Below are 21,367 nucleotides of genomic sequence, written 5' to 3' on the forward strand. Positions count from 1 at the left end.
ACTCTCCTTCTCAATGGGTTAATTTTTTGTAATCGAAACTACCTGCTACCCAACCTAATTATCCACTGAGAAATCTAAGTAAGTACTGAATTGAAGCCCATCATCTTGAGTTTCAAAACTCCAACCCATTCGCTCACAAATTCGTTGCACAATCACTAGGCCACAACCATAGCCAGCATTGTAAGTCTCGTTGCCATCATGACGGTTAGTGATCACTAATTGAGAACCTGTCACCACAATTCCAACATCGCCAATACTGTAGCTAAACGCATTTTTAATTAAGTTATTCAATACAATAGTAATAAAGCTCTCTGGCGCATACACAGTGACAGTCTCTTTGACGTCCAGATCATAACTCGCATCCTGCTTGGCAAACAAAGGCGCCATTTCAAGCAACTGATTCTGAACTTCGACTGCCAAGTCATAGTGACCGAAATAATGCTCATCGATACTCTCTTTACCAAGCAGCAAAAACATCTCAGTCAGCACTCGCATCTGTTCACTCGCTTCTTGCAAGCGATTAATCGCTTTTAACGCAACAGGAGGTTGATTGGGTACTTTAGTTAGCAGCTCTGCCGACCCTTTTATCACCATTATCGGGGTTCTAAGTTCATGAGAAGCAAATCGATTGAACTCCTCTTCCCGCTGAAAAAAGCCTGAAATATGATTCTTCGAATCTAAAAGTGTCTGCTCAATATGTCGTGTTTCAGCGTAGGAAGTCTCGACTTTAAAAGTCGGCTGCTCAGGATGCATTTGCCCGATTTTCTTTTCTATCTGATTGAGTGGCCTCGACAGCGAGCGCACAACATAGATCCCATACAAAACCATGAAGATGGACGTTAAACCACCTAGTATGAGGGTGTAGTTGTGGAGGCTCCATTCATACTCGTCGAGGTAGTCGTCAGCGTCATCTTGAAACAAGATATACATCAACCCTTTGCCTGACGGGTGTTCGAATACGTAAAAATGTTTATCTTCCGTACCTAACAGATGTTCATAGAAGCCGGGCTGTTTGTATCGAGCTAACCAATTGGGCAGTTCACTTTCGCTCCAATAGGTTGAAAACTCATTTTCATTCGGCAACAACGCATCTTCGCCAAGCGACTGATATTCAGACGTATAACGGTTAGCTTCAGTGTCTAGCCAGTGATGGAGGCTGATCACTTCCATCTGGTTTTCAGCGATATAAATAACTGTCCAGAAAAGCCCGAACATGACCAAGGTCATCAAACCAAAGCTGCGGCGAATTTTTCGGTAGATGCTCGGGTAATCGCCGTGGCTTGAGCCGTTATGCTTTGAGTCGGTAACCTTGTCCATGAATAGTCTCTAATCGTGAATGTTCAAACCCTTTATCGAGCGCGTTACGCAGGCCATAAATATGACTTCGCAGTGCATCACTGCTTGGCGATTCATCACCCCAAACAGAATCAATCACTTCAGTTCTTGAAACAATCGCTGGTGCATGACGCATAAGGACTTTTAGTATCTTAAGCTGAATACGACTCAACTTAATAAGCCTACCTTCTCGGTATACCTCGTCGGTCTGCGAGTTGAGAGATATATCGGCAAAACTCTGCTTTCCAATATCTTGCCGTGGTCCTCGGCTTGCCAATGCGTTGAGCCTTAAACTGAGCTCTTGCATTGCGAAAGGCTTCACCAAGTAATCATCTCCGCCCGCTTGAAAGGCAGCGATTTTGTCGTCCAACCTATCTTTAGCGGTTAAAAATAGAATTGGCGTAGGGCACTGCACCTCTTCTCGTAACTTTTTGACAGCAGAAATACCGTCCAATTTAGGCATCATGATGTCCATAATAATCACGTCATAATGATTCTCAGACGCTAACTTCAACGCCGCTTCACCATGATAAGCACAATCGATCACCATCCCTTCTAACTCTAGGTAATCGGCAATGGTTTCTGCAACATTATGGCTGTCATCAACGATCAAAACTTTCATCGATTTATTTCACCTTTCTTCACGAGTGCTTCACGTTTGAGTTTATAAGATACACCCTCAATAAACTAAATAAAGAGTATATAGATGAAAAAGTTAGCGCTGATTTCGGTTGTCGGTTTAATTCTAACTGGCTGTGGCGGTAGTGACAGCAATAGCAATGGAAGCAACGATAACAACACGCAAGCTCCATCAGCAATTCAAGGTACCATTGACTCTGTTTCTGGCAACACCATTGTTGTGAATGGCTATAGCTATCAAGTAGACAGCGCCACTTACGCGGGTGAGGACGTGGCTATTGCAGACTTAGAAAAGAACATGATGGTCTCTATTTCATCTAATGCTCGTAGCGCTTCAGCTCACACTGGCGGGGCTCAAGTTGGTCTTGAACCGACCATCGTTGGTCTTATTTCAGACACCAACCACAATAATGGCACATTTAAAGTCAATGGCATCGCATTGACCTTTACAGATCTGTCACGTGAAATTGAAAATGGCGATTGGGTTATGGTCTCTTCTTTACCAACAGCGAATGCAGGTTACAAAGTACTTTCTGTTGTTAAGTTTGAGCACTCTAACTTGACAGAATCCGTTGAAGTTGAAGGGCTAATAAGCGATTTAAATGAATCGACTTTCAAACTTGGTGCTAATCTAAGTGTTGATTATTCAATTGCCCACATCGACAACGATGACAGCAGCAATGGATTATCTAACGGCCTTTGGGTTGAAGTCACTGGCTCAATGGCTGGCTCTCTATTGAAAGCAGATGAAGTGGAAGTCGAAGATTTTGATGAGATCGATAATGATACAGAAATTGAAGGTATTATTACTTGGGTAGCTAACGACAAATCATCATTTGATTTAAGCTACAAAGGTCGCTTTTTTATCAATGACAATACTCGTTACGAAGATGGTAACCAATCAAACTTGACCGTAGGTACAGAAGTCGAAGTAACAACGGAACAAGCTAACGGCGAAAATGTTGCTACCGAAATAGAATTTGAACACAACGATGATTCACAAGATTGGAATGATAATGACGTTGATTTTGAAGGTGAAGTTCAGAGCACCAATGACGAAGCATTGAGCTTTGTTATTCAAACGTTCTCTGGCAATCAAACTATCTACGTTAACCAAAATACTCACTATGAAGATGGTCTAAGTTTCGATACGTTACATGGTCAACGTATTGAGGCAGAAGCTTACAAGGTTAATAACCAGTACATAGCAAGCGAAATCGAAGCAGAAGACAACGACTAACGCATAGAACATCCTTGTTATTTAATTCAGAAGCCATGCTCTACGCATGGCTTTTTTGCATCAAAATCTTCCAAACGACAGATGAAAACTACCTTTTTAATTATGTTACTGTTTGCTTATTAAAAGGCGTTTAATAAGGAAGCAAGCAGAGTGGTAATAAAAGAAGAGAATATACAACTCCGATTCGTTCCAAGTTCCGAATTCGAAGAACTGTTTGCGTTTGTTAAGCAGGGGCTTTTCATACACGTAGATAGCGTTTTCGGCTGGGACGACGACTTTCAACATCAACGACTTTTAAACGATTACCATCCCTCTTGGTTTCATTGGGTATACCGAGGAAAAGAGAGGATTGGACTTGTGTGTTTTAAGCCTTATGACAACGCCTACCATATTCATCTGCTGATCATTTCCCCTCAATACCAAGATCAGTCTCTTGGTAAAAAAGTCATGTCACTCATCCACGAAAAAGCCCACCAAGAAGAACGAAACCAAGTCACTCTGTCGAGCTTTAGAAGTAACACCCGCGCCATCAGTTTTTATCAGGCGCTTGGCTATCAAATTGTTGATGACAGTGATGCTCACTTTATCACCTTAGCTGCAAAAGTTTATAAAATACAACTAGATATATAATAATTACAATTGATAAGTATGTAAATTACAAGCACCAAACATTCACCATAGATATCACTCGCATATATAACTCCACTAGTTAGATATGTCTCTAGAATAAATACTCCGGCTATTTCCACCACATTCCGCTTTGATACATTTCTCATCAATGGCATTCAATTTATAAATAGTCATATTTATCAATGACATTCTGCCAATTGATTCCAGAGTAGTAAATTTTTATCAATAACTTAATAGGAGAACTAACATGAATGGTCAACGTTCACTGTTAGCAGTGGCAATAGCCCTAGGGATAGCAGGATGTGGTAGCGACAGTTCAAATAGCTCCACAACTGATACTGGCGGTTCAACAGCAACTTCAGCGTCTTTAACAGCAAAGGCCGCTGATGGCTATTTGGTAGGAGCCAATGCGTGTTTGGATCTAAACAGTAATAAAGTTTGTGATAAGGATGAGCCAAGTGCCGTAACGGGTGACGATGGTTCGTTTACAATTGATAATCTAACTCAAGAACAACTTGAACAAGGTACTCTGTTGATCGAAGTGGTTGCCGGACAAACCATCGATACCGATAACCCAGGTGTCGTTCTAAGCAAGAGCTATCGCTTAACTGCGCCACCAAAATCCGCATTTATTAGCCCATTAACGACTCTGATTCAAAATGAAATCGAGAGTGGTTCTTCGTTAGAAGAAGCTAAAACAGCTATTCAAGAGAAGTTGGGGACAACACTCGATTTAACGCAAGATTATATCGAGGCCAAAAACAATAGTGACTTAGCCGATTCACAAAAAGCGGCTTTTGAAAACCTACACCGTGTTGCTCAAGTTACCGCTTCAGTCATGGCAGAGAACACGGATGCGCTATCAGAAACAGCAGCGGGCGCCGGTATTTCTGTCGAAGCACTCACCGCATTGATTAATGAAGAAGTCACTCGAGTCCTCGAGGAAGTCGTAAAAAATATTGAAGCAGCTGGAGATAGCTTCAACCCAAGCGATATTGCTGGCAGCATTAATCGCGATCACATCGCCATTGATGACTCTAATCTCGAAGATAAAGTTAAAGAAAACGAAGCAAACAAAGGTTCTAAAAAAGCCGATCTCGCTAAGCTTATCAAAACAGACGGTATCAATTGGTTTGGTGGCGATAATGACACAGGCAAAGATTTAGTGGTTGCCTATGGAACATTGAAGTCTGATTCAGATAACTCAGTGACCGAAACCAGTTATATTTATGATTACTTTGCTGAGCAATTTGTTGAGTTTGAATATACCCCTGACACAAATAACATGGTATTGGGTCAAAACGGTTGGGAAGCGAGCGATGATACCTTAACCAGCATTAAACCCAATAAAGATGGAAGCTTAACCCTAGAATCTAGAAGCTCGATTTTTAGTGAAGTTGCTAGCGCTAAGCAGTTAGATATAAGTGGACTCAATGTTCGTTCCATTATGGATCAAACGGATGATGAGAACGTTTGGTCTAACATTATGCCAGTAGGTTTAAAATTCCCCGACAACACAACCGCATACAAATTGTCTGTGGAAGATATCCACGACGACATTTATACCTTTTACAAGGGTGATTGGTGTGCAGAGTACGATCCAGAACGATATGCCGCACTCAATAACATGTGTAATGGCATTAGCGCCTTTAAGAATGGCAGCGATACATGGCTTGCCACCTTGGCATCGACTATCGCAGAAGATGAATCAGATCGTCATGACACAGCGTCTAATAATCATGCGGATTTAATTCCGATGGCAGGCACGGAAAATGGCGATATATTCGCTCAACTATTGCCTAACGGTACCGTGATTTACTATATGAGAGCATGGGATTGGGAGGCTCCTTTCTCCAAGCTTTCAGAACTCGGTTCATGGAAAGATGTGTCTATAAATGACGAGCTATTACGTCAAGTGACGATTCCTGAATCTATCCACTCACAAGCTACTTGGTCTAACTACCAAAAAGAAGATAACTCCGCTTATTTGTCTGTAGTCGAAGGCTTTGTACGTATTACCTTCAAAGAGATCGAAGAAGCTAGTAGTGAGGCTTATATCTTTGACGAAGCAACTAAACAGTTCATTTTGGATAACGCATTAACGCCACAGCCTCTGCATCCTCTGAACCTACAAGCTTGTCTCGACTCACTGCCGGATGCTGAGTTCATTGCTACAGCTAATGACGTCACGGTTTACGATGTGCAACGTACACCTATGTGGGAGCCGGAAGCAGTAACACAGAACCTAACTTATGAGTTTACCTACTTGGGTGACACTTTCTCTTGGCTGAATGATGTTACGTTAGTCACCGGACTTCCAAGTTGGATTTCTGACTTAGCAGGTAGCCTAGAAAAAACGCGTATCGATATCAAAGATTCGGAAGGTGCTTTAATGGGGTATGAGTATTCATATAGCTCTGAAGATCACTATCTAGGTCAAGAAGGCTTTAACTCTGATGACTCATTGGGATGGGGCGCGGCTAAGGTCGTATTACCACCGGTAATAGCTGACAATCAAAAAATCATCAATCAAATGGTAGATTTCGGTACCTCAACCAATGCACCGCTAACATCACAATACGACTCTTGGTATGACGAGATCAGCGGTGAATTCGGTGAAACAGAGTACCCTGGATTAAGAACCGTTTCTGCAGAGACCTCACTAAGCGACATTATCGATGCGCAAACTTACTTTCTATCCACCTTCAACTACCAAGAAACCTACCTAGGTAAAGAGGAAATCACTGTACCTGCAGGTACTTTTGCAGCATGTAAAGTAACAAGTGAGACACAGTTCGCAGACTACGGACCTATTGATACTCAAACCACCTGGGTTACAAACCGAGGTTCAATAAAGTCCACCCGTGAAGAATCTTCTTGGGGCATGTCGATTAATATGGAAGCAACAAGCTTACCTTCTATTCAATAATCGATAGATAATAAGAACAAGCCAATATGAATTTGGCTTGTTCTTTTTTGTATTAACTCTTTAAACCAAACTATCCATTCACAAAACTTGATAGCATTTCAAGCTCATCGCTTCCCCTAGTTAAACGCCCTAGCCACTCTGCCGTTACTGCTCAATTCGTAATGACCAATATAGGCTGGAATGAATACCGAGTGGCCTTTGGTGAGTGTTAAGTGTTCACCTTTCTGACTTATTAGCGTTAAATCATCATCGATTGCCATTAAAATTTCAGCGCCGCTTGTGATGATTTCTTCTTGCTTGGGGCTATGAAAGATATTGAAATCAAAGTCACTAACTGGGATATCATAGCGATCACATTGACCCAGTTTTGAGGGCGCTAACAACAAGCGTTCGAACGGGATTGGGGTGAACTCAGTGCAGGCAACCAACTCAGCGACATCAATGTGTTTTGGCGTTAAACCGGCACGTAACACGTTGTCTGAATTGGCCATAATCTCGAGTCCAGTTCCCTTAATGTAAGCATGCGGAGTGTTTGCATTCAAATACATCGCTTCACCTGGCTTCAGAGTGATAAAGTTAAGCAGCAAAACACAAAACAGACCGATATCGTTCGGGTATTGCTGGCTAAGATCAGTAATCAAAGCAAACTCAGCTTGGTCTTGGTGTGCGACTGCGTAAGTCAGAAGTTGCTCTAATGCTCGGTGTTTACGTTGGTCATCTAGAGTTAACAGATCACGAAAAAACGCTTTTAAACCCTGAGAATCAAGGTGGTTGCCAAACTCTTCAACCAAACCAGCAAGCTCGCCAGAATTCAATTTTCTGAATAGACCTAATATTTCATCGAATTCTCGAAAGCCATTCATCGCTTGATATTCAGTGATCGCGTAAACCAATTCAGGTTTGTGGTTCGAGTCTTTGTAATTGCGATGCCCTGCGTTTAGGGGAATTCTTGCTTGCTCTTCTCTCGCAAAGCCAATTTCAGCTTGGCGCTTGTTTGGGTGAACCTGAACCGATAACGCTTTTTCTGCTGCCAAGATCTTAAACAAGAACGGTAGTTCACCGAACTCCTGCGCAATATCAGTAGATAGATAAGCGGGTTTATTCTTGTTAATCAGCTCAGATAGAGGTACCAAATGTTGGTCAAGCTTGACCATTGAGCAGCCCTTCGGATGCGCTCCCATCCAGACTTCCGCTTGCGGCTCTTGTGACTCATTCTTAAAGCCAAACAGCTCACGTATCGAAGAAATACTCCCCCATGCATAATTTTGAATGGTGTTTTCCATTGGGAAAAATGAGTGTTCTGAGAAGTGGCTGAGTGACATGGCGTTTTCCATAGTGAGCCCTTTGAACATAATTCAGAGAGCTGATTTCTAATAACGTAAATAATTAGAAAGACTACAGAGAGCAGCTAGGACCCACATGAGATGAGGTCTTAGACGCAATAGGAAAAATTCTTAGAAACAGGTGAGATCGATGAAAAGCGTGAAAAGAGTCACATTTGAATATCACGAGTAGAAAGCGCTGGATAAGATAACTGCTTGTATCGCACTGGTTACAGCAGCGATACAAGCAACAATACAAACACTAGCGACTATCTTGTTATCGAGAAGGCTCCTTAAAAGCCAGAGCGAACCTCTGCACTTTTCTGAGGTGATTGAGCTTGTAGAAAAGGGAGTAGCAGTAAACCGATGACCGCAGCACAAGTAGAGATGGTAATGAAGAATCCACTCCAGCCATAAGTTTCTAGAACGAGCGCTAATGGATAACCCGAGAGTGCTGCCCCCATGTAAGCAAACAAGCCAACAAAGCCTGTCGCCGCCCCAGCAGAGTCTTTGTGCGAGCATTCTGCCGCCGCCATACCAATAAGCATTTGAGGGCCAAAAACAAAAAAGCCTACACAAAACAGCCCTGCCGCTTGAAACACAAAGTTGGTTAAAGGCATCAACCACAATGCAGAAACTGAAAGAAATATACCGATGGCAAACAAGATGTTCATTGGACCGCGGTTACCACCAAATAGCCTATCCGAACCCCACCCAGCAACAAGTGAACCAACAAAGCCACCAATCTCAAACAGAGACAAAGCTGCGTTCGCATTGATCAAACTGTAATCGTGCTCTTCGGTTAAGTATAAATTACCCCAGTCGTTGACTGCTGTTCTTACGATGTAAACCAACACATAACTAAAGGCGAGCAACCAAATATACTTATTGCTGAACACGTAGGTTTTCAGGATTTCTCGATAGCTTAACCCTTGCCCGTGGCTCTCTTGTGCCAACTCTAGATGGTCATTGCGCCACTTTCCTACCGTCGGAAGTCCCATGGTGGTGGGCTTATCACGCAAACGCCAACAAACAATCAGACCAATAAAAACGCCAATCACACCCGGCCAAATAAACCCCGCTCGCCAACTGAATTGCAGCGTCAGATAACCCACAAGAATAGGAATTAGCGCCCCACCCACGTTGTGTGCTGTATTCCAGATTGCCCAGCGAAAGCCTCTTTCGGAGCGAGAATACCAAGTCGTCAATAACTTAGAACACGATGGCCAGCCCCAACCTTGGAACCATGCATTGAGCACCCAAAGCAAGATAAAAGCCGCCAAAGAACTAGAAAAGCCAAACGCTATATTGATCAAGCCTGTCGCGATTAAGCCAAGCCCCATGAAGTAGCGCGGGTTTGAGCGATCCGATATCGTGCCTGAAATAAATTTCGATAAACCATAAGAAAGATAAAAGAGCGTGCCAATTAAGCCAATATCTCCTTTGTCCAAACCAAGATCGGTGATCATTGCGGGCGCGGCATAATTAAAGGTTTTACGAGTGAAGTAAAAACCCGCATAGCCGACATACATTCCTATCATGATGTGGAGACGCCAGTAGCGATAACTCTGGTTGACTTCATCATCTGTTAGAGCATGAGTATTTGACGTAGCTGAGCGCAGAAATCCAAACATATTCGTTCTCACACTTTAGGTAATGTAACGCTGATATTGGTACCCGAAGATGAGCCATTAGCGTTAATGGTCATCTTGCCGCCGAGCGCCTGAACACGCTCTTGCATACCGCGAACCCCCATTCCTTTGAGAAGATCTTGCGCTGTAAAACCAACGCCATTATCTGATATCTGAAGATAAGCCTGATCATCTAAAATCAGTTCAATTTTAATCTCGCTCGCACTCGCGTATTTATGGGCATTGTTTAAAGATTCTTGACAGAGTCGGAAGATAGTGACCTTGAGCGTGTCACTCAAACATGAATAATCACCTTGCCAATTTAACTGGATATCAACGCCATGGTCCGAAAACTCCATCTCCCGAATAAGCTGTTCCACGGAATCTTTTAGATCAAGATCGTCCAACATTTTAGGTCTTAGTTTTGTAAGTAGACGTTTGGTGGTGTCATAAACATTCAAAGACAATGACTCAATCGTACCCGCACAGCGAACACTCATCTCAGCGGCATCAACGCGTTTAATAATGCTTGCCTGTGTACGGATTGCCGTAATGTTTTGGCCTATTTCATCATGCAGCTCACGAGCTATATCACGACGAACCGACTCTTCTGCCGTCACTAGCTGGCGTGAAAGATTTTGATTCCTGGAAAGTTCACTTCGCAATTTCAAGTTGAGATCTTTCTGCTTTTGAACCGCTAAACCAAGTAATATACCGGTGATGGTTTGAGCAGACAGAGACAAGAGTAAGTCGGTAATTTCGAGTTTGGATGTTCCGCTGTGGGCTGCAATCAACGCGACACTATTTAACATTGTTGCAAGCAGAGCGCCTTGCCACCCGTAACGAACCGCGAGCAAGATAATAGGGATCGCCATACAGAACGGGGCGAAGCGCCTTAGTTCATCAGGCAAACTGGTTTGTATCAAAATACTGGCGACCAACAAGACGCTATATAAAGCGATGTGACGGATTTTGAACTCAACGACATTATTGATTAAGTAAGAGCTCAGTGGCGCCCACTTGTTTTGGAATAGGTAGTTCCAGACTAGATAACACATCGGTACCAGCATCAATCCGCCAGTGATACTCACCAACCACACCATGTAAACAGCCGGAACATGAGAACCCACCACGGCAACGTTAATGAATGCTGTGACCATGATTAAGCTCGCCATCACTAACAAGTGACGATTCTGGTCACCAGAATAATAACGCTTGGCAATTAGCGTAGCAGGAATACTCAATCCACTGGCGATGAGTATCGTCAGCCATTGAGGTTCATCAAGCAGTAGAGCTAAAGCAATCGCGAGCCCCCACTCTGCAATATAGATGGCAGGCCAATAGTGGGGGCGAGTGTGCAGCGTCATTCCCAGTCGAAGTGAAAACGGGAAAAGCAGAATCGCTAACTCAGGGTCATTAATGAAATAGAAGGCAATAACCCATAAACAGAACCATGCGCAGCCAGCCATAAAAAACCCACACAGGGAGGTGGCTAGGTAAGAACGCATTAGTACTGGTCTTGTGTAAACAGTTTCGCTAACTCGACGTTATTCTTAACATTGAGTTTGTCCATCGCATTGGCACGGTGTACATGCACCGTTTTATGGCTAACCCCTAGCTCTACGGCGATAGATTTTACATCGAGCCCTGTTGCCAATAACTGGCACACTTCGCTTTCTCTGCGGGTGAGCTGATTTAAAGAGGCTTTATTCTTCATGGGTGTCGCAAGCTTTATGGCGATATCAGGCGTGAGATAACAGCCACCATTTGCGCTCGTGTGTACGGCTTGGATTAACTCATCAGGGCTACAGCGCTTGCTGAGGTAACCTTTGGCTCCTAACTCTAATGACTTCTCAACCATCGCCGGAGAGTCATGAACGCTCAACATGATGCTGGCAATGCCAGATGGAATCTCTTCCAATAAGCTCAGGCCACTTTCGTCCTGCATTGAGATATCCAAGATCACGACATCAGGGTGACAGCTTGGCAATCCTAGGCGCGCTTCTGCCGCAGAGTTGAATTCACCCACGACCGTAATATCAGCTTCAAGACTGAGTAATTGAGCAAAGCCAGATCGAACAATGACGTGGTCATCAACAAGCGCAACATTAATCATGATATTAACCAAAATTAAGAGTAAGAAAGAAAAATAGCCCCAACAGGAGCTATCTAAAATTAAGTTTATTGATAGAGATGATACTGAATCGAACTAACGATTGGTATGATCTCACGTGCTTTAAACCAATAAATCACGTGAGACTATCTACCCGAAACTCTCTTTGCGACCACAAATGCGCGAGAGCAAATACACAAGAACAGGCTCACCAAACTCGCTACGCGTTTTGAGCCGCTAAATGCATTTTCTTAGCGTGGCGAATCTTCTTCTCTTCGGCAACCGCAACGAATAGCAGCAATACGATACAAATAGCCGCTGAAGTATCGAGTGCAGCAAACGTTCCTTTCCAACCCGTTAAGCCGAAAATAGGCGTTCCATCCGCAATCATACCTAGGCCAAGTTTGGCAAAGCTATCACCAATTAAGTAAGCAAATGTGCCTTTCACGCCATCCGCAACACTGATTGCTTTCTTCGGCACGAAACCTACCGCAGCAACACCAATCAGCAACTGAGGACCAAATACTAGGAAACCAAGCACAAACAGTGACGCTAGGTACATGAACTCACTCGTTGCATGCTGGTAGAACTCTAGCGAAACGATAATCAGGCCAAGCGATACACAAGCAACTAAAGCACGGCGTCCATTCGCAAGGTCTGATAAATAGCCCCACATTAGCGTGCCGACCAGTGCGCCAACTTCAAACAGTGTGAAACCTGAAATCGCGGTTTCTTTTGATAGACCTAGCTCTTGATACGCATAAACGGTAGACCATTGATCGATACCGATACGAACAATGTACAAAAAGATATTCGCGAAGCAGAGCAACCAGATCACCTTGTTTTTAAGAACATACTCAACAAAGATCTCTTTCTTGGTCATTTGATTTTCTTCAGCGGCTGTATCTTCTTCGCTGATTTCTTCACCAAACAACTCTTCAACTTTACCTAGGCCGTAGGCTTCTGGAGAGTCATTACCAAAGCGCATACCAATAAAGCCAACCACAATCGCGATGATAGATGGGAAAACGAACATACCAATCACATTGCCATCAAATAGGTAGTTAGCGCCAAACAGAGCAACACCAGCTGCACCCGCACCACCCACGTTATGTGACATATTCCAAAGACCTAAATATGAACCACGCTTGTTACGAGGCGTCCATTTAGTGATGGTTGAGTAACTTGAAGGGCCACCTGTACTTTGGAAAAAACCACTCAATGCGTAGAAGGCCACCATCATGAATAAGCTAGCGCTGCCACCACCCATACTGAAGCTGAAGCCCAACATGGCAATACCAGACAGGACAAGCATGAATGGCAGGAACTGCTTGGTGTTTTTACCATCGGCGTAATAGGAAACGACGGTTTTACCAATACCATAAGTAATTGAGAAACCAAGACCGATAAGACCTAGATCCGTCATTGATAATCCATAAGTAGAAATCATGTCGTTTTGCGCGACATTGAAGTTCTTACGGATTAAATACATGGTTAGGTAACCAATGAACACGACAAGGTAAGATTGTAGGAATGGTTTAAACCACATTTTTCTTCTAGTTTCGACCGGAAGATCCAGCGTCGGTTTTCTAACCTGATCTAGGAACTTTAACATTGTGAACTCTCTTATTTTTTCATGAGGTCTGCACGGCATAATTGCGACCATGCATTTTGTTAGTTGACCGTGAAATAATAAGGAGTCTAAAAATCGACCGCATGAGAGAGGGTCTTAGAATAACTAGGAAAAATTCTTAGTTCAGAATTGGGAGTGAAGAAAGCGTGAACAGTATCACTTTGTTTACGTTCTGTTATGTATTGATATTACGATAACAAAAATCACTCATTTCAAGGCTGACGAACCTTGTAAACAAACAGAAACAAACTAAACACTTCGCAACAAACAAAGCGCCAGTATCGGTTCATCACCGTCAATTTCCATGATATGACCGATACGGGCTCAACATTCATTCTTATTAAAATAGATGCAATAGGCTTGTTACGCTTCGAGCAAATCGTACTACAGTCGCTTACCGCTGCCGTCTTCCCACATCACTTCGCATTCATCCTTGATGGCGGCTTTTAATAATTCAACCAGTGGGAACGCTCGGCTACCGATATTAACAGACGCTTCAACAGCCTCTTCTTCATTGTCGTCACCAACATTCTCTTGCTCTACCTGCTTGCTCTGCTCAGAGGCAATCGCAACACGTAAGTTATTTAACGCTTGAGGAACCTCTGAAGCATCAATAGCACCTGGAATGGTACCGCTGTGCCCAAGCATCTTGATAAACTGAAGGCCGACTTCACCAAACATCGTGACGCTAGCATGGGCTTTACAACTAAAGGTGATTAACATAATGAGCCTCTCTTAATTTTGGTAGTTTACAAACTATGTTGAGTAACGCACTGGAAAGCAAGTAGATAATCACCAAATCGCTTCTTCTAAATCGAACCTTAAGTTACTCGTTACTAGGCAGTTTTGCACTTCCAACGACACGCATCACCGGTAATTATAGGCTGGCCATGTTTAATTCAAAACATTGATAACAGTCACACTAAAAAGACGACTAGCACTCCGCAACGGCTATTATTTAATCTACTATTAACTCCATTATCAAAATCTTTGGCATAAATCACATGAAAAGGCTCGTCGGCAGACACCTAGAAGAAATGGCGGACATACGATCCACTCGCAAACAAAAAATTGTTTACTCCTTTTCACTGACTGCCGCTGTGTTATTCATTTTCTACACTTGGGCTTATTTCCAAGGTCAGCATTACACACTGTCGATTTTCGAACTGTGTTTTGCACTTATCGCTATCTCCAATGCATTTTACGTAAAAAAAGTTATTAATCCTGAATATTCAGAATTGATCCTGAGCGGAGTCCTTCTAGTTCAAGGCCTCATCCTATTTTTGTACAGTTATGCTATTCCCGACCGGATACTTTGGCTCTACCCGATTCTGGCGGCAGTCATTTTCATTAACGATTTCAGAATTGGCATTATTTTGAGCACCTCATTTTGTGTGTTTATCAGCACCTTGATTACCGCTATGCCTAACAACTTTTCTTTACCCTTTAACAGTACCCATCGATTTATTCTTAGTTTATTTACCATGAGCTTGGTGTGTCATACATCTGCCTATTACTACACAAAAGCCGTCAGTTATATTCAACGTCTGTATAAAGAAGGCATCGAAGATCTTGCCTACAGAGACCAACTTACCGGCTTGGCAAACCGCTGGAGCTTTGAGCGCTGGGCGGCTGAAAAACTTGCGACAGTCGATAGTGAGCGATCACTTACGGCACTGGTCTTTTTGGATATTGATGACTTTAAAGGCATTAATGACAGCTACGGGCACGACGTCGGAGACAGTGTCTTGCAGCATTTTGCCAATCGCTTGAGCAACAACATTCGAACCAGAGACAGAAAAAACCATGAATACGATTATTCCATCGCGCGCTTTGCTGGAGACGAGTTTGTTTTAATGCTCTACGATGTGCCAACTCGTAAAGATTTAGACGGCATTCTAGATAGGATTTGCGGGCTGTTCGAAAGCGGTTGCCAAACAAACGAGAAAATCAAGGAATTGACGCTAAGTGTTGGGGTTTCTTTATACCCACAAGACGCTCAAGAATTACATGAACTGACTAGGTGTGCTGATAAAGCGATGTATGTTGCCAAGCATTCAGGCAAGAACCGATACGCTTATTATCACGATAATCCAGTATCGACCTTGATTGAAGAACTACCGACGAACCTAGCCTGCTTAGAATCTGATTCATCTGAACTTAAAGATTGTCTTGAAGCGCAGGTCGAAGGGAACAATGTGACGCGATTAAAAATGCGTCAACGCTAACCAGTACTATAACTCATCGGTGCTGCTAACCTGCAAGGTACATAAGCCAAAGGCTCACTAACCCAAGCATAATAATCCATATGACTTGCCGTGTTCGGTTTGGGTTATTACCTTTAGGTCGCCTCACCACTGTTTTAAAAGCGGCTTGCTTAGCCGACTGAATAAACGGCGCCTCAATCTCACGTTTTTTCACGCGGCGTTTAACCGCGCTGTTTGCAACCTCTGTAAAACGCTGACCTTGCTCCGTTGTAAAGTCGTTATCAAAACCCATCCGACCATGCCTTTCGCCATGTTTTTGCTGAACTGCCATAGCGGCCTCCTTGGCGGTCTACTCTCTACTCAAGTATAGACATAATTTCATCTTGTTACCTGTTCAAGATTTTCGAATAAGTCACTCAACGCTATGCCATCTTCTTTTTCAATCAAATTACATAAACTACAGCTATTCAAGTTTATGAGGGTTTTAAAATGACGAATGTAAGAGCAGTAGATCATGTGATTACAGCACATGCCACCTCCGACGGTGATGGCGTCAAAATCCAAAGACTCGCTGGTTTTAACAACGCACGTTTCTCTCCATTTTTGATGATTGATGAACTTAAATCGGATGAAAGCAAAGACTATGTTGGCGGCTTTCCTCCACATCCTCACCGTGGGATAGAAACGCTCACTTACATGCTGCAAGGTCACTTCCAACACAAAGACCATATGGGGAATGTTGGAGAACTGCGCAGCGGTGGCGCGCAGTGGATGGCTGCAGGTCGTGGTGTCATTCACAGTGAAATGCCAATGATGGAAGAAGGCGCGCTGCATGGTTTCCAGATTTGGATAAACCAACCTGCGACACACAAAATGCAGCCGGCGCAATATCACGACTTCCAAAGTGAAAGCATTGTGGAACATCAAAGTGAACAAAGTGGTTTGTTAAGAATGATTGCCGGAGGGTTTGAGCTGCACAACCAAACCGACGATGACTCAGAGGCTTTACGAGCTCAAGGCCCATTACAGAAAACAGGTGTGCCATTAAGCGTTGCGGATTGGCGCTCTCATTCTGGGCAAAAAGTCACGTTAGGGACTAATGTTAATCACAATGCCATGACTTACGTGTACCGAGGCAGTATTAAGATCGGCGACAAAGTCATCAACCAAGGTCAACTTGCCCAACTCACCAAAGCTGACTTGCTGTCTTTGGGTAGCTTAGAAGATTCAGGGGTACTGATTTTTTCTGGTGAACCGATTAATGAACCTGTTGTGCACTATGGTCCGTTTGTCATGAACTCGATGGAAGAGATTGAACAAACAATTCAAGACTACAACAACGGTGTGTTTGAGACTTACTGATGTCTTGGCTTTGAGTTGAGCTTTGAAGATTGAAGATTGAAGATTGAAGATTGAAGATTGAAGATACTTTGCAACGAACAACGATTTGGTCATCCATTTGATGACTACAAAAACAAGTGACACTATCCACTGCCGGTTACTATCACTTATTTAACCACGCTCCTAGAGCGTGGTTTTTTTCTATTAAATCAGAGACAAACGATGCCTGATTGAACAAATTTAGACCTGATTACAAGTACTCACATAGGTAAGCAGTCGCTTCTTTTACCTGTAGGTCGAATGAAGAGTCACCCGCAACGTCAAAATACTCACCAGATTGGTATGTCGTCCAGTCATCATCACCAACACGCTTTACAATCAAAGCACCTTTAACAACGGTCATCTTTTCTGGAGCCGCAGTACCGAACGTGTACTCACCAGCCGCCATTACACCAACACTCACATCAGCACCAGACTGGTTAAACGCTAACGACTTAACGCCACCTTCAAAGTATGTGTTTTCTTTAATCATTGTACTTCCTTGTTATCTTCAAATTGCAATTATTGAGCTCACCGAGTAAGCCTATGCGTAAATTTAGGTGATAATTGTTTTAACCAATTCGAGACCTTCCTACAAGAAATAAATACGCATAGCTTAAGCATTTCTGGAATTCGCTTTCATTGACAGCGCAAATACTGAGGGACAAGGCTAAAAATCGCCAAAGCAACCAGATTTATTGGAACATTCGATCCTGCTTCTAACTCTTAGAACAATTTTTGCAAACTAAGGTTTTAGTTAATAGAATTTAAAACAATATCAGTCGAAAAATGAAGAGATAATGGTAAAAAAGCCGACTAAAAACAGAGATCTATTTGCCAACTCGTTACTCTACGGCTTCCTATTAGTTGGCTTTATGGTTGCCCTCACCGCCGGCTATTTTGCTTACCAAGCCCACCAACAATCTGTCAGCCCAAGCAACGTCTATGGCACATGGGTAGAGATAGCGGCGCCACCTTACAACACCGATATCCTTACACTTTCAGATAAAGGTGTAATGATGAATCATCGCCTCATTGCTACCTCGTTTGACTTTGATGGCAAAATTGTCACAATCAATACAGGTTCCGGACCAACGGTTTACACCATCAGTGGCACTTATGATTCACCTCGCTTAAAGCGACTGATGCCAAGTGTGCCCTCTCAGCAATTCATCAAAGAAGGCTTCGAAGATACCGCGACGGGTGATACCCACAGTGTAATGCAACAAAGACGCGCTTCCTTAGCTGAGCAGTTCAAAAAATAACCTCACCTCTATCTTCTCAGTAAATCTATTCTCCATAAAAGTATTATCTGCAGTTATACCCTTCATATCTCCTTGTTGATCTGCCCACTCATCCAACACACTTCACTTTGTGATACGGCTTCAATTGGCGATATTTTCTTATAGTTTGTCGTATCTTTTCATCACTTAATGTTGTGAATTTTCACTTATGAGATTTTCATTCTGAAGAAGGGTTTATTTTATAAAACATGGACTCAACCTCTCACTCATTAAGCAACAGAATTGTAACAAGATACAATTTTTTAGTTGTCCATCGTAAACGGATTTATTTTCAGTTATAAAATAAAAACTCTCTCGAATACTGACTGGGAAGCTCCTTCAAAACTGACTGGAGCCGTTTATGGGGCCAATTGGTTCTCGTAACCTTCAAGGAATGAGAGAAAAAGTATGATTCGTATAAATACCTGTGCTGCAAGCATTGCTCTAGCGCTATCTGGTACAGCATTAGCTGCTCCAACAGCACCTAGCATCGACATGTACGGTTCCAACAACCTGCAGTTTTCTAAAATTGAACTCGCGATGGAAACCACATCAGGCTACAACCAGATGGTTAAATATCACGACAAAGCAAAGGTCGACGTTAAGTTCAACCAATGGAGCGGAACGTCAGGAAACACGTACAACATCTACTTCGATGGCGTGAAAGTTGCCACTGGCCCAATTACTGGCAGTCAAACCACAGCTTCATTCGAATACGGCCAAGGCGGCTTATTTGAGATGGAAATCGAAGCGTGTGACGAAACAGGCTGTGCCAAAAGTGCACCCGCTCAAATCACGATCGCTGATACTGATGGCTCACACTTAGCCCCACTTGCGATGAATGTTGATCCGAACAACAAGTCATACAACACAGATCCAAACACAGTAGTGGGTACTTACTTTGTTGAATGGGGCATCTATGGCCGTGATTACACAGTTGATAATCTACCCGCTGATAACTTGACCCATATCCTTTATGGCTTCATCCCAATTTGTGGTCCTAACGAATCAGTAAAATCGGTAGGTGGAAACAGCTACAACGCACTAATGACAGCTTGTCAGGGTGTTAATGATTACGAAGTGGTGATTCATGACCCATGGGCCGCTTTCCAGAAAAGTTTCCCTCAAGCGAGCCACGAATACAGCTCACCGATCAAGGGTAACTACGCGATGATGATGGCACTCAAACAGCGTAATCCTGATTTGAAAATCATACCATCGATTGGTGGTTGGACACTGTCAGACCCATTCTTCGATTTCACAACCAAAGCGAACCGAGACACCTTTGTGGCATCGGTTAAAAAATTCCTAAACACATGGAAATTCTATGACGGTGTAGATATTGACTGGGAATTCCCTGGCGGTGGCGGTGCTGCGCCAGATCTTGGTGACCCAGTAAATGATGGCCCAGCATACATCGCATTGATGGCAGAGCTGCGCGCAATGCTCGATGAGCTAGAAGCAGAAAATGGCCGTACTTATGAACTAACCTCAGCGATCGGTGTTGGTCACGATAAGATTGAAGACGTGAACTACGGCGATGCTATCCAGTACATGGATTACATCTTTGCAATGACTTATGACTTCTACGGTGGTTGGAACAACGTGTTGGGTCACCAAACGGCACTAAACTGCGGTAACTTCATGCGTCCTGGTCAGTGTGATGGCTCAGGTGTTGATGAGAATGGCGAACCATACACAGGCCCAGCTTACACCACTGACAACGGTATCCAATTGCTGCTTGAGCAAGGCGTTCCAGCTAACAAGCTAGTCGTTGGTACAGCAATGTACGGTCGTGGTTGGGAAGGTGTATTACCATCAACACTTTCTGATCCTAGCGACCCTATGACAGGTGTTGGTAACGGCAAACTGAAAGGTAGCTCTGCGCAAGGTGTATGGGAAGATGGCGTTATTGATTACAAAGGCATTAAAGCGAACATGCTTGGTGCGAACAACCAAGGTATCAATGGCTTCGAATACGGCTACGACGAAATGGCAGAAGCGCCTTACGTTTGGAACCGCACTTCAGGCCAGCTGATCACATTTGATGATGACCGCTCTGTAAAAGCCAAAGGCGCGTACGTTCGTAGCCTTGGCCTTGCGGGTCTATTCTCTTGGGAAATTGATGCGGACAACGGCGATATCTTAAACGCAATGCATGAAGGTCTTGCTGGCGGTACAACAGATCCTGTCAACCGCAAACCTACGGCAGCTGCAGGTGCAGACCAAGCGGTTGAAGGCCCAGCTTCTGTTTCTCTAGACGGCAGCGCTTCAAAAGACAGCGACGGTACGATTGCGAGCTACGTGTGGTCGCAAGTAAGCGGAACAGCCGTAACGCTGGCGAATGCCAATGCCGCGGTCGCAAGCTTCGATGTTGTTGAGGTTGCTCAACAAGAGACGCTGACCTTTAGTCTAACCGTAACAGACAACGAAGGCGCAACGTCAACAGACACGGTTGTTGTAACGGTAAATCCTAAAGATACAGGCCCGGTTAACACAGCACCAGTTGCAGTAGTTACAGCTCCGGCAGAAGTCAATGCGGGTGATGTAGTCGTGGTTGATGCTTCGGCTTCGAGCGATGCTGACCAAGACACATTGACCTTCACATGGGATGTGCCTGCTGGTATTGATGCGACTGTTCAAGGTTCTTCAGTGAGCTTTGTCGCGGCGGAATACACGCAAGATACAACGCTGAACTTCTCTGTAACGGTCAGCGATGGCACAGAGACATCAGTAGCGGCTACTTCAGTGAACGTTCTTAAGAAAACCACAGGCGGCGGTACGTGTACTAACGCTTGGGATTCAGGTGCGGTTTACACTAGCGGCGACCAAGTGACTCAAGGCGGTAAGGTTTGGGAAGCTAAATGGTGGACAACAGGTGAAGATCCAACAACGACAGGCCAATGGGGCGTGTGGAAAGAGATCGGCCCAGCAAGCTGTGCTAACTAAAAGTAGGGTTTAGCTAAACACCAACTAAATACCTAAAATTAAAGGCCAACCAGATAAGGTCTGGTTGGCCTTTTTA

Annotated in this window: 17 protein-coding genes; 7 read left to right on the forward strand and 10 right to left on the reverse strand. The window is 43.7% G+C overall.

Annotation, left to right across the window (positions count from 1 at the left end; all coding sequences use genetic code 11):
- Positions 1–54: 54 nt before the first annotated feature.
- Positions 55–1,317 carry a sensor histidine kinase gene (locus FTW16_RS22855; protein WP_146492563.1) on the reverse strand — a complete coding sequence of 421 codons (1,263 nt, stop codon included), beginning with the start codon at positions 1,315–1,317 and terminating at the stop codon, positions 55–57.
- On the reverse strand, positions 1,289–1,957 hold the full coding sequence (locus FTW16_RS22860) for a response regulator transcription factor (RefSeq protein ID WP_146492564.1): 669 nt from the start codon (positions 1,955–1,957) through the stop codon (positions 1,289–1,291). The genes FTW16_RS22855 and FTW16_RS22860 overlap by 29 nt, the downstream gene beginning before the upstream one ends.
- An 84-nt stretch (positions 1,958–2,041) precedes the next feature.
- Between FTW16_RS22860 and FTW16_RS22865 the strand changes: the two genes are divergently transcribed.
- The 3 genes from FTW16_RS22865 (at position 2,042) to FTW16_RS22875 (ending at position 6,773) form a co-directional block, all read left to right on the forward strand.
- Positions 2,042–3,214 carry a DUF5666 domain-containing protein gene (locus FTW16_RS22865; protein WP_146492566.1) on the forward strand — a complete coding sequence of 391 codons (1,173 nt, stop codon included), beginning with the start codon at positions 2,042–2,044 and terminating at the stop codon, positions 3,212–3,214.
- A gap of 150 nt (positions 3,215–3,364) precedes the next feature.
- Positions 3,365–3,844: a GNAT family N-acetyltransferase gene (locus FTW16_RS22870; RefSeq protein ID WP_261383516.1), complete on the forward strand. Its 480-nt coding sequence runs from the start codon at positions 3,365–3,367 to the stop codon at positions 3,842–3,844.
- Between the two features lie 247 nt (positions 3,845–4,091).
- Positions 4,092–6,773: a hypothetical protein gene (locus tag FTW16_RS22875; protein WP_146492567.1), complete on the forward strand. Its 2,682-nt coding sequence runs from the start codon at positions 4,092–4,094 to the stop codon at positions 6,771–6,773.
- A 116-nt stretch (positions 6,774–6,889) separates the two neighbouring features.
- Here FTW16_RS22875 and manA read toward each other — a convergent pair whose 3' ends face one another.
- The 6 genes from manA to FTW16_RS22905 all read right to left on the reverse strand — a co-directional run bounded on the left by manA (position 6,890) and on the right by FTW16_RS22905 (position 14,195).
- Positions 6,890–8,095 (reverse strand): mannose-6-phosphate isomerase, class I, encoded by a 1,206-nt coding sequence (gene manA, locus FTW16_RS22880; RefSeq protein ID WP_146492689.1) that lies wholly within the window; start codon positions 8,093–8,095, stop codon positions 6,890–6,892.
- Between the two features lie 293 nt (positions 8,096–8,388).
- Positions 8,389–9,729, reverse strand: a complete 1,341-nt coding sequence (locus FTW16_RS22885; RefSeq protein WP_146492568.1) for an MFS transporter — start codon at positions 9,727–9,729, stop codon at positions 8,389–8,391.
- Positions 9,730–9,737: 8 nt separating this feature from the next.
- Positions 9,738–11,234: a signal transduction histidine-protein kinase/phosphatase UhpB gene (gene uhpB, locus FTW16_RS22890; RefSeq protein ID WP_146492569.1), complete on the reverse strand. Its 1,497-nt coding sequence runs from the start codon at positions 11,232–11,234 to the stop codon at positions 9,738–9,740.
- Positions 11,234–11,842 carry a transcriptional regulator UhpA gene (gene uhpA, locus FTW16_RS22895; protein WP_017061545.1) on the reverse strand — a complete coding sequence of 203 codons (609 nt, stop codon included), beginning with the start codon at positions 11,840–11,842 and terminating at the stop codon, positions 11,234–11,236. Before uhpA ends, uhpB begins: the two co-directional genes overlap by 1 nt.
- Positions 11,843–12,059: 217 nt before the next feature.
- Positions 12,060–13,454 carry a hexose-6-phosphate:phosphate antiporter gene (uhpT, locus tag FTW16_RS22900; protein WP_146492571.1) on the reverse strand — a complete coding sequence of 465 codons (1,395 nt, stop codon included), beginning with the start codon at positions 13,452–13,454 and terminating at the stop codon, positions 12,060–12,062.
- Positions 13,455–13,856: 402 nt separating this feature from the next.
- Entirely contained in the window at positions 13,857–14,195 is a 339-nt protein-coding gene (locus FTW16_RS22905; RefSeq protein ID WP_146492573.1) for a DUF1840 domain-containing protein, read from the reverse strand.
- A gap of 314 nt (positions 14,196–14,509) precedes the next feature.
- Between FTW16_RS22905 and FTW16_RS22910 the strand changes: the two genes are divergently transcribed.
- Positions 14,510–15,700 carry a GGDEF domain-containing protein gene (locus tag FTW16_RS22910; RefSeq protein WP_146492690.1) on the forward strand — a complete coding sequence of 397 codons (1,191 nt, stop codon included), beginning with the start codon at positions 14,510–14,512 and terminating at the stop codon, positions 15,698–15,700.
- A gap of 25 nt (positions 15,701–15,725) precedes the next feature.
- On the opposite strand, the gene FTW16_RS22915 is transcribed toward FTW16_RS22910, so the two are convergent.
- Positions 15,726–16,010, reverse strand: coding sequence for a hypothetical protein (locus tag FTW16_RS22915; RefSeq protein WP_146492574.1), 285 nt, complete (start codon positions 16,008–16,010; stop codon positions 15,726–15,728).
- Positions 16,011–16,168: 158 nt separating this feature from the next.
- Between FTW16_RS22915 and FTW16_RS22920 the strand changes: the two genes are divergently transcribed.
- Positions 16,169–17,041 carry a pirin family protein gene (locus FTW16_RS22920; protein ID WP_065583562.1) on the forward strand — a complete coding sequence of 291 codons (873 nt, stop codon included), beginning with the start codon at positions 16,169–16,171 and terminating at the stop codon, positions 17,039–17,041.
- 229 nt (positions 17,042–17,270) lie between these two features.
- Here the strand turns inward: FTW16_RS22920 and FTW16_RS22925 are convergent, their stop codons facing one another.
- Positions 17,271–17,552 carry a pyrimidine/purine nucleoside phosphorylase gene (locus FTW16_RS22925; RefSeq protein WP_146492576.1) on the reverse strand — a complete coding sequence of 94 codons (282 nt, stop codon included), beginning with the start codon at positions 17,550–17,552 and terminating at the stop codon, positions 17,271–17,273.
- Between the two features lie 307 nt (positions 17,553–17,859).
- Between FTW16_RS22925 and FTW16_RS22930 the strand changes: the two genes are divergently transcribed.
- Both FTW16_RS22930 and FTW16_RS22935 read left to right on the forward strand, forming a co-directional pair.
- The gene (locus FTW16_RS22930) at positions 17,860–18,324 is read left to right on the forward strand and encodes a DUF2850 domain-containing protein (RefSeq protein WP_146492578.1); all 465 of its coding nucleotides are present in this window, start codon (positions 17,860–17,862) and stop codon (positions 18,322–18,324) included.
- A gap of 426 nt (positions 18,325–18,750) precedes the next feature.
- On the forward strand, positions 18,751–21,291 hold the full coding sequence (locus FTW16_RS22935; protein WP_146492579.1) for a glycosyl hydrolase family 18 protein: 2,541 nt from the start codon (positions 18,751–18,753) through the stop codon (positions 21,289–21,291).
- The last annotated feature ends 76 nt before the right edge of the window (positions 21,292–21,367 follow it).

Origin of the sequence: Vibrio sp. T20 (genome assembly GCF_007858795.1) — a bacterium.
GTDB classification, from domain to species: domain Bacteria; phylum Pseudomonadota; class Gammaproteobacteria; order Enterobacterales; family Vibrionaceae; genus Vibrio; species Vibrio satsumensis.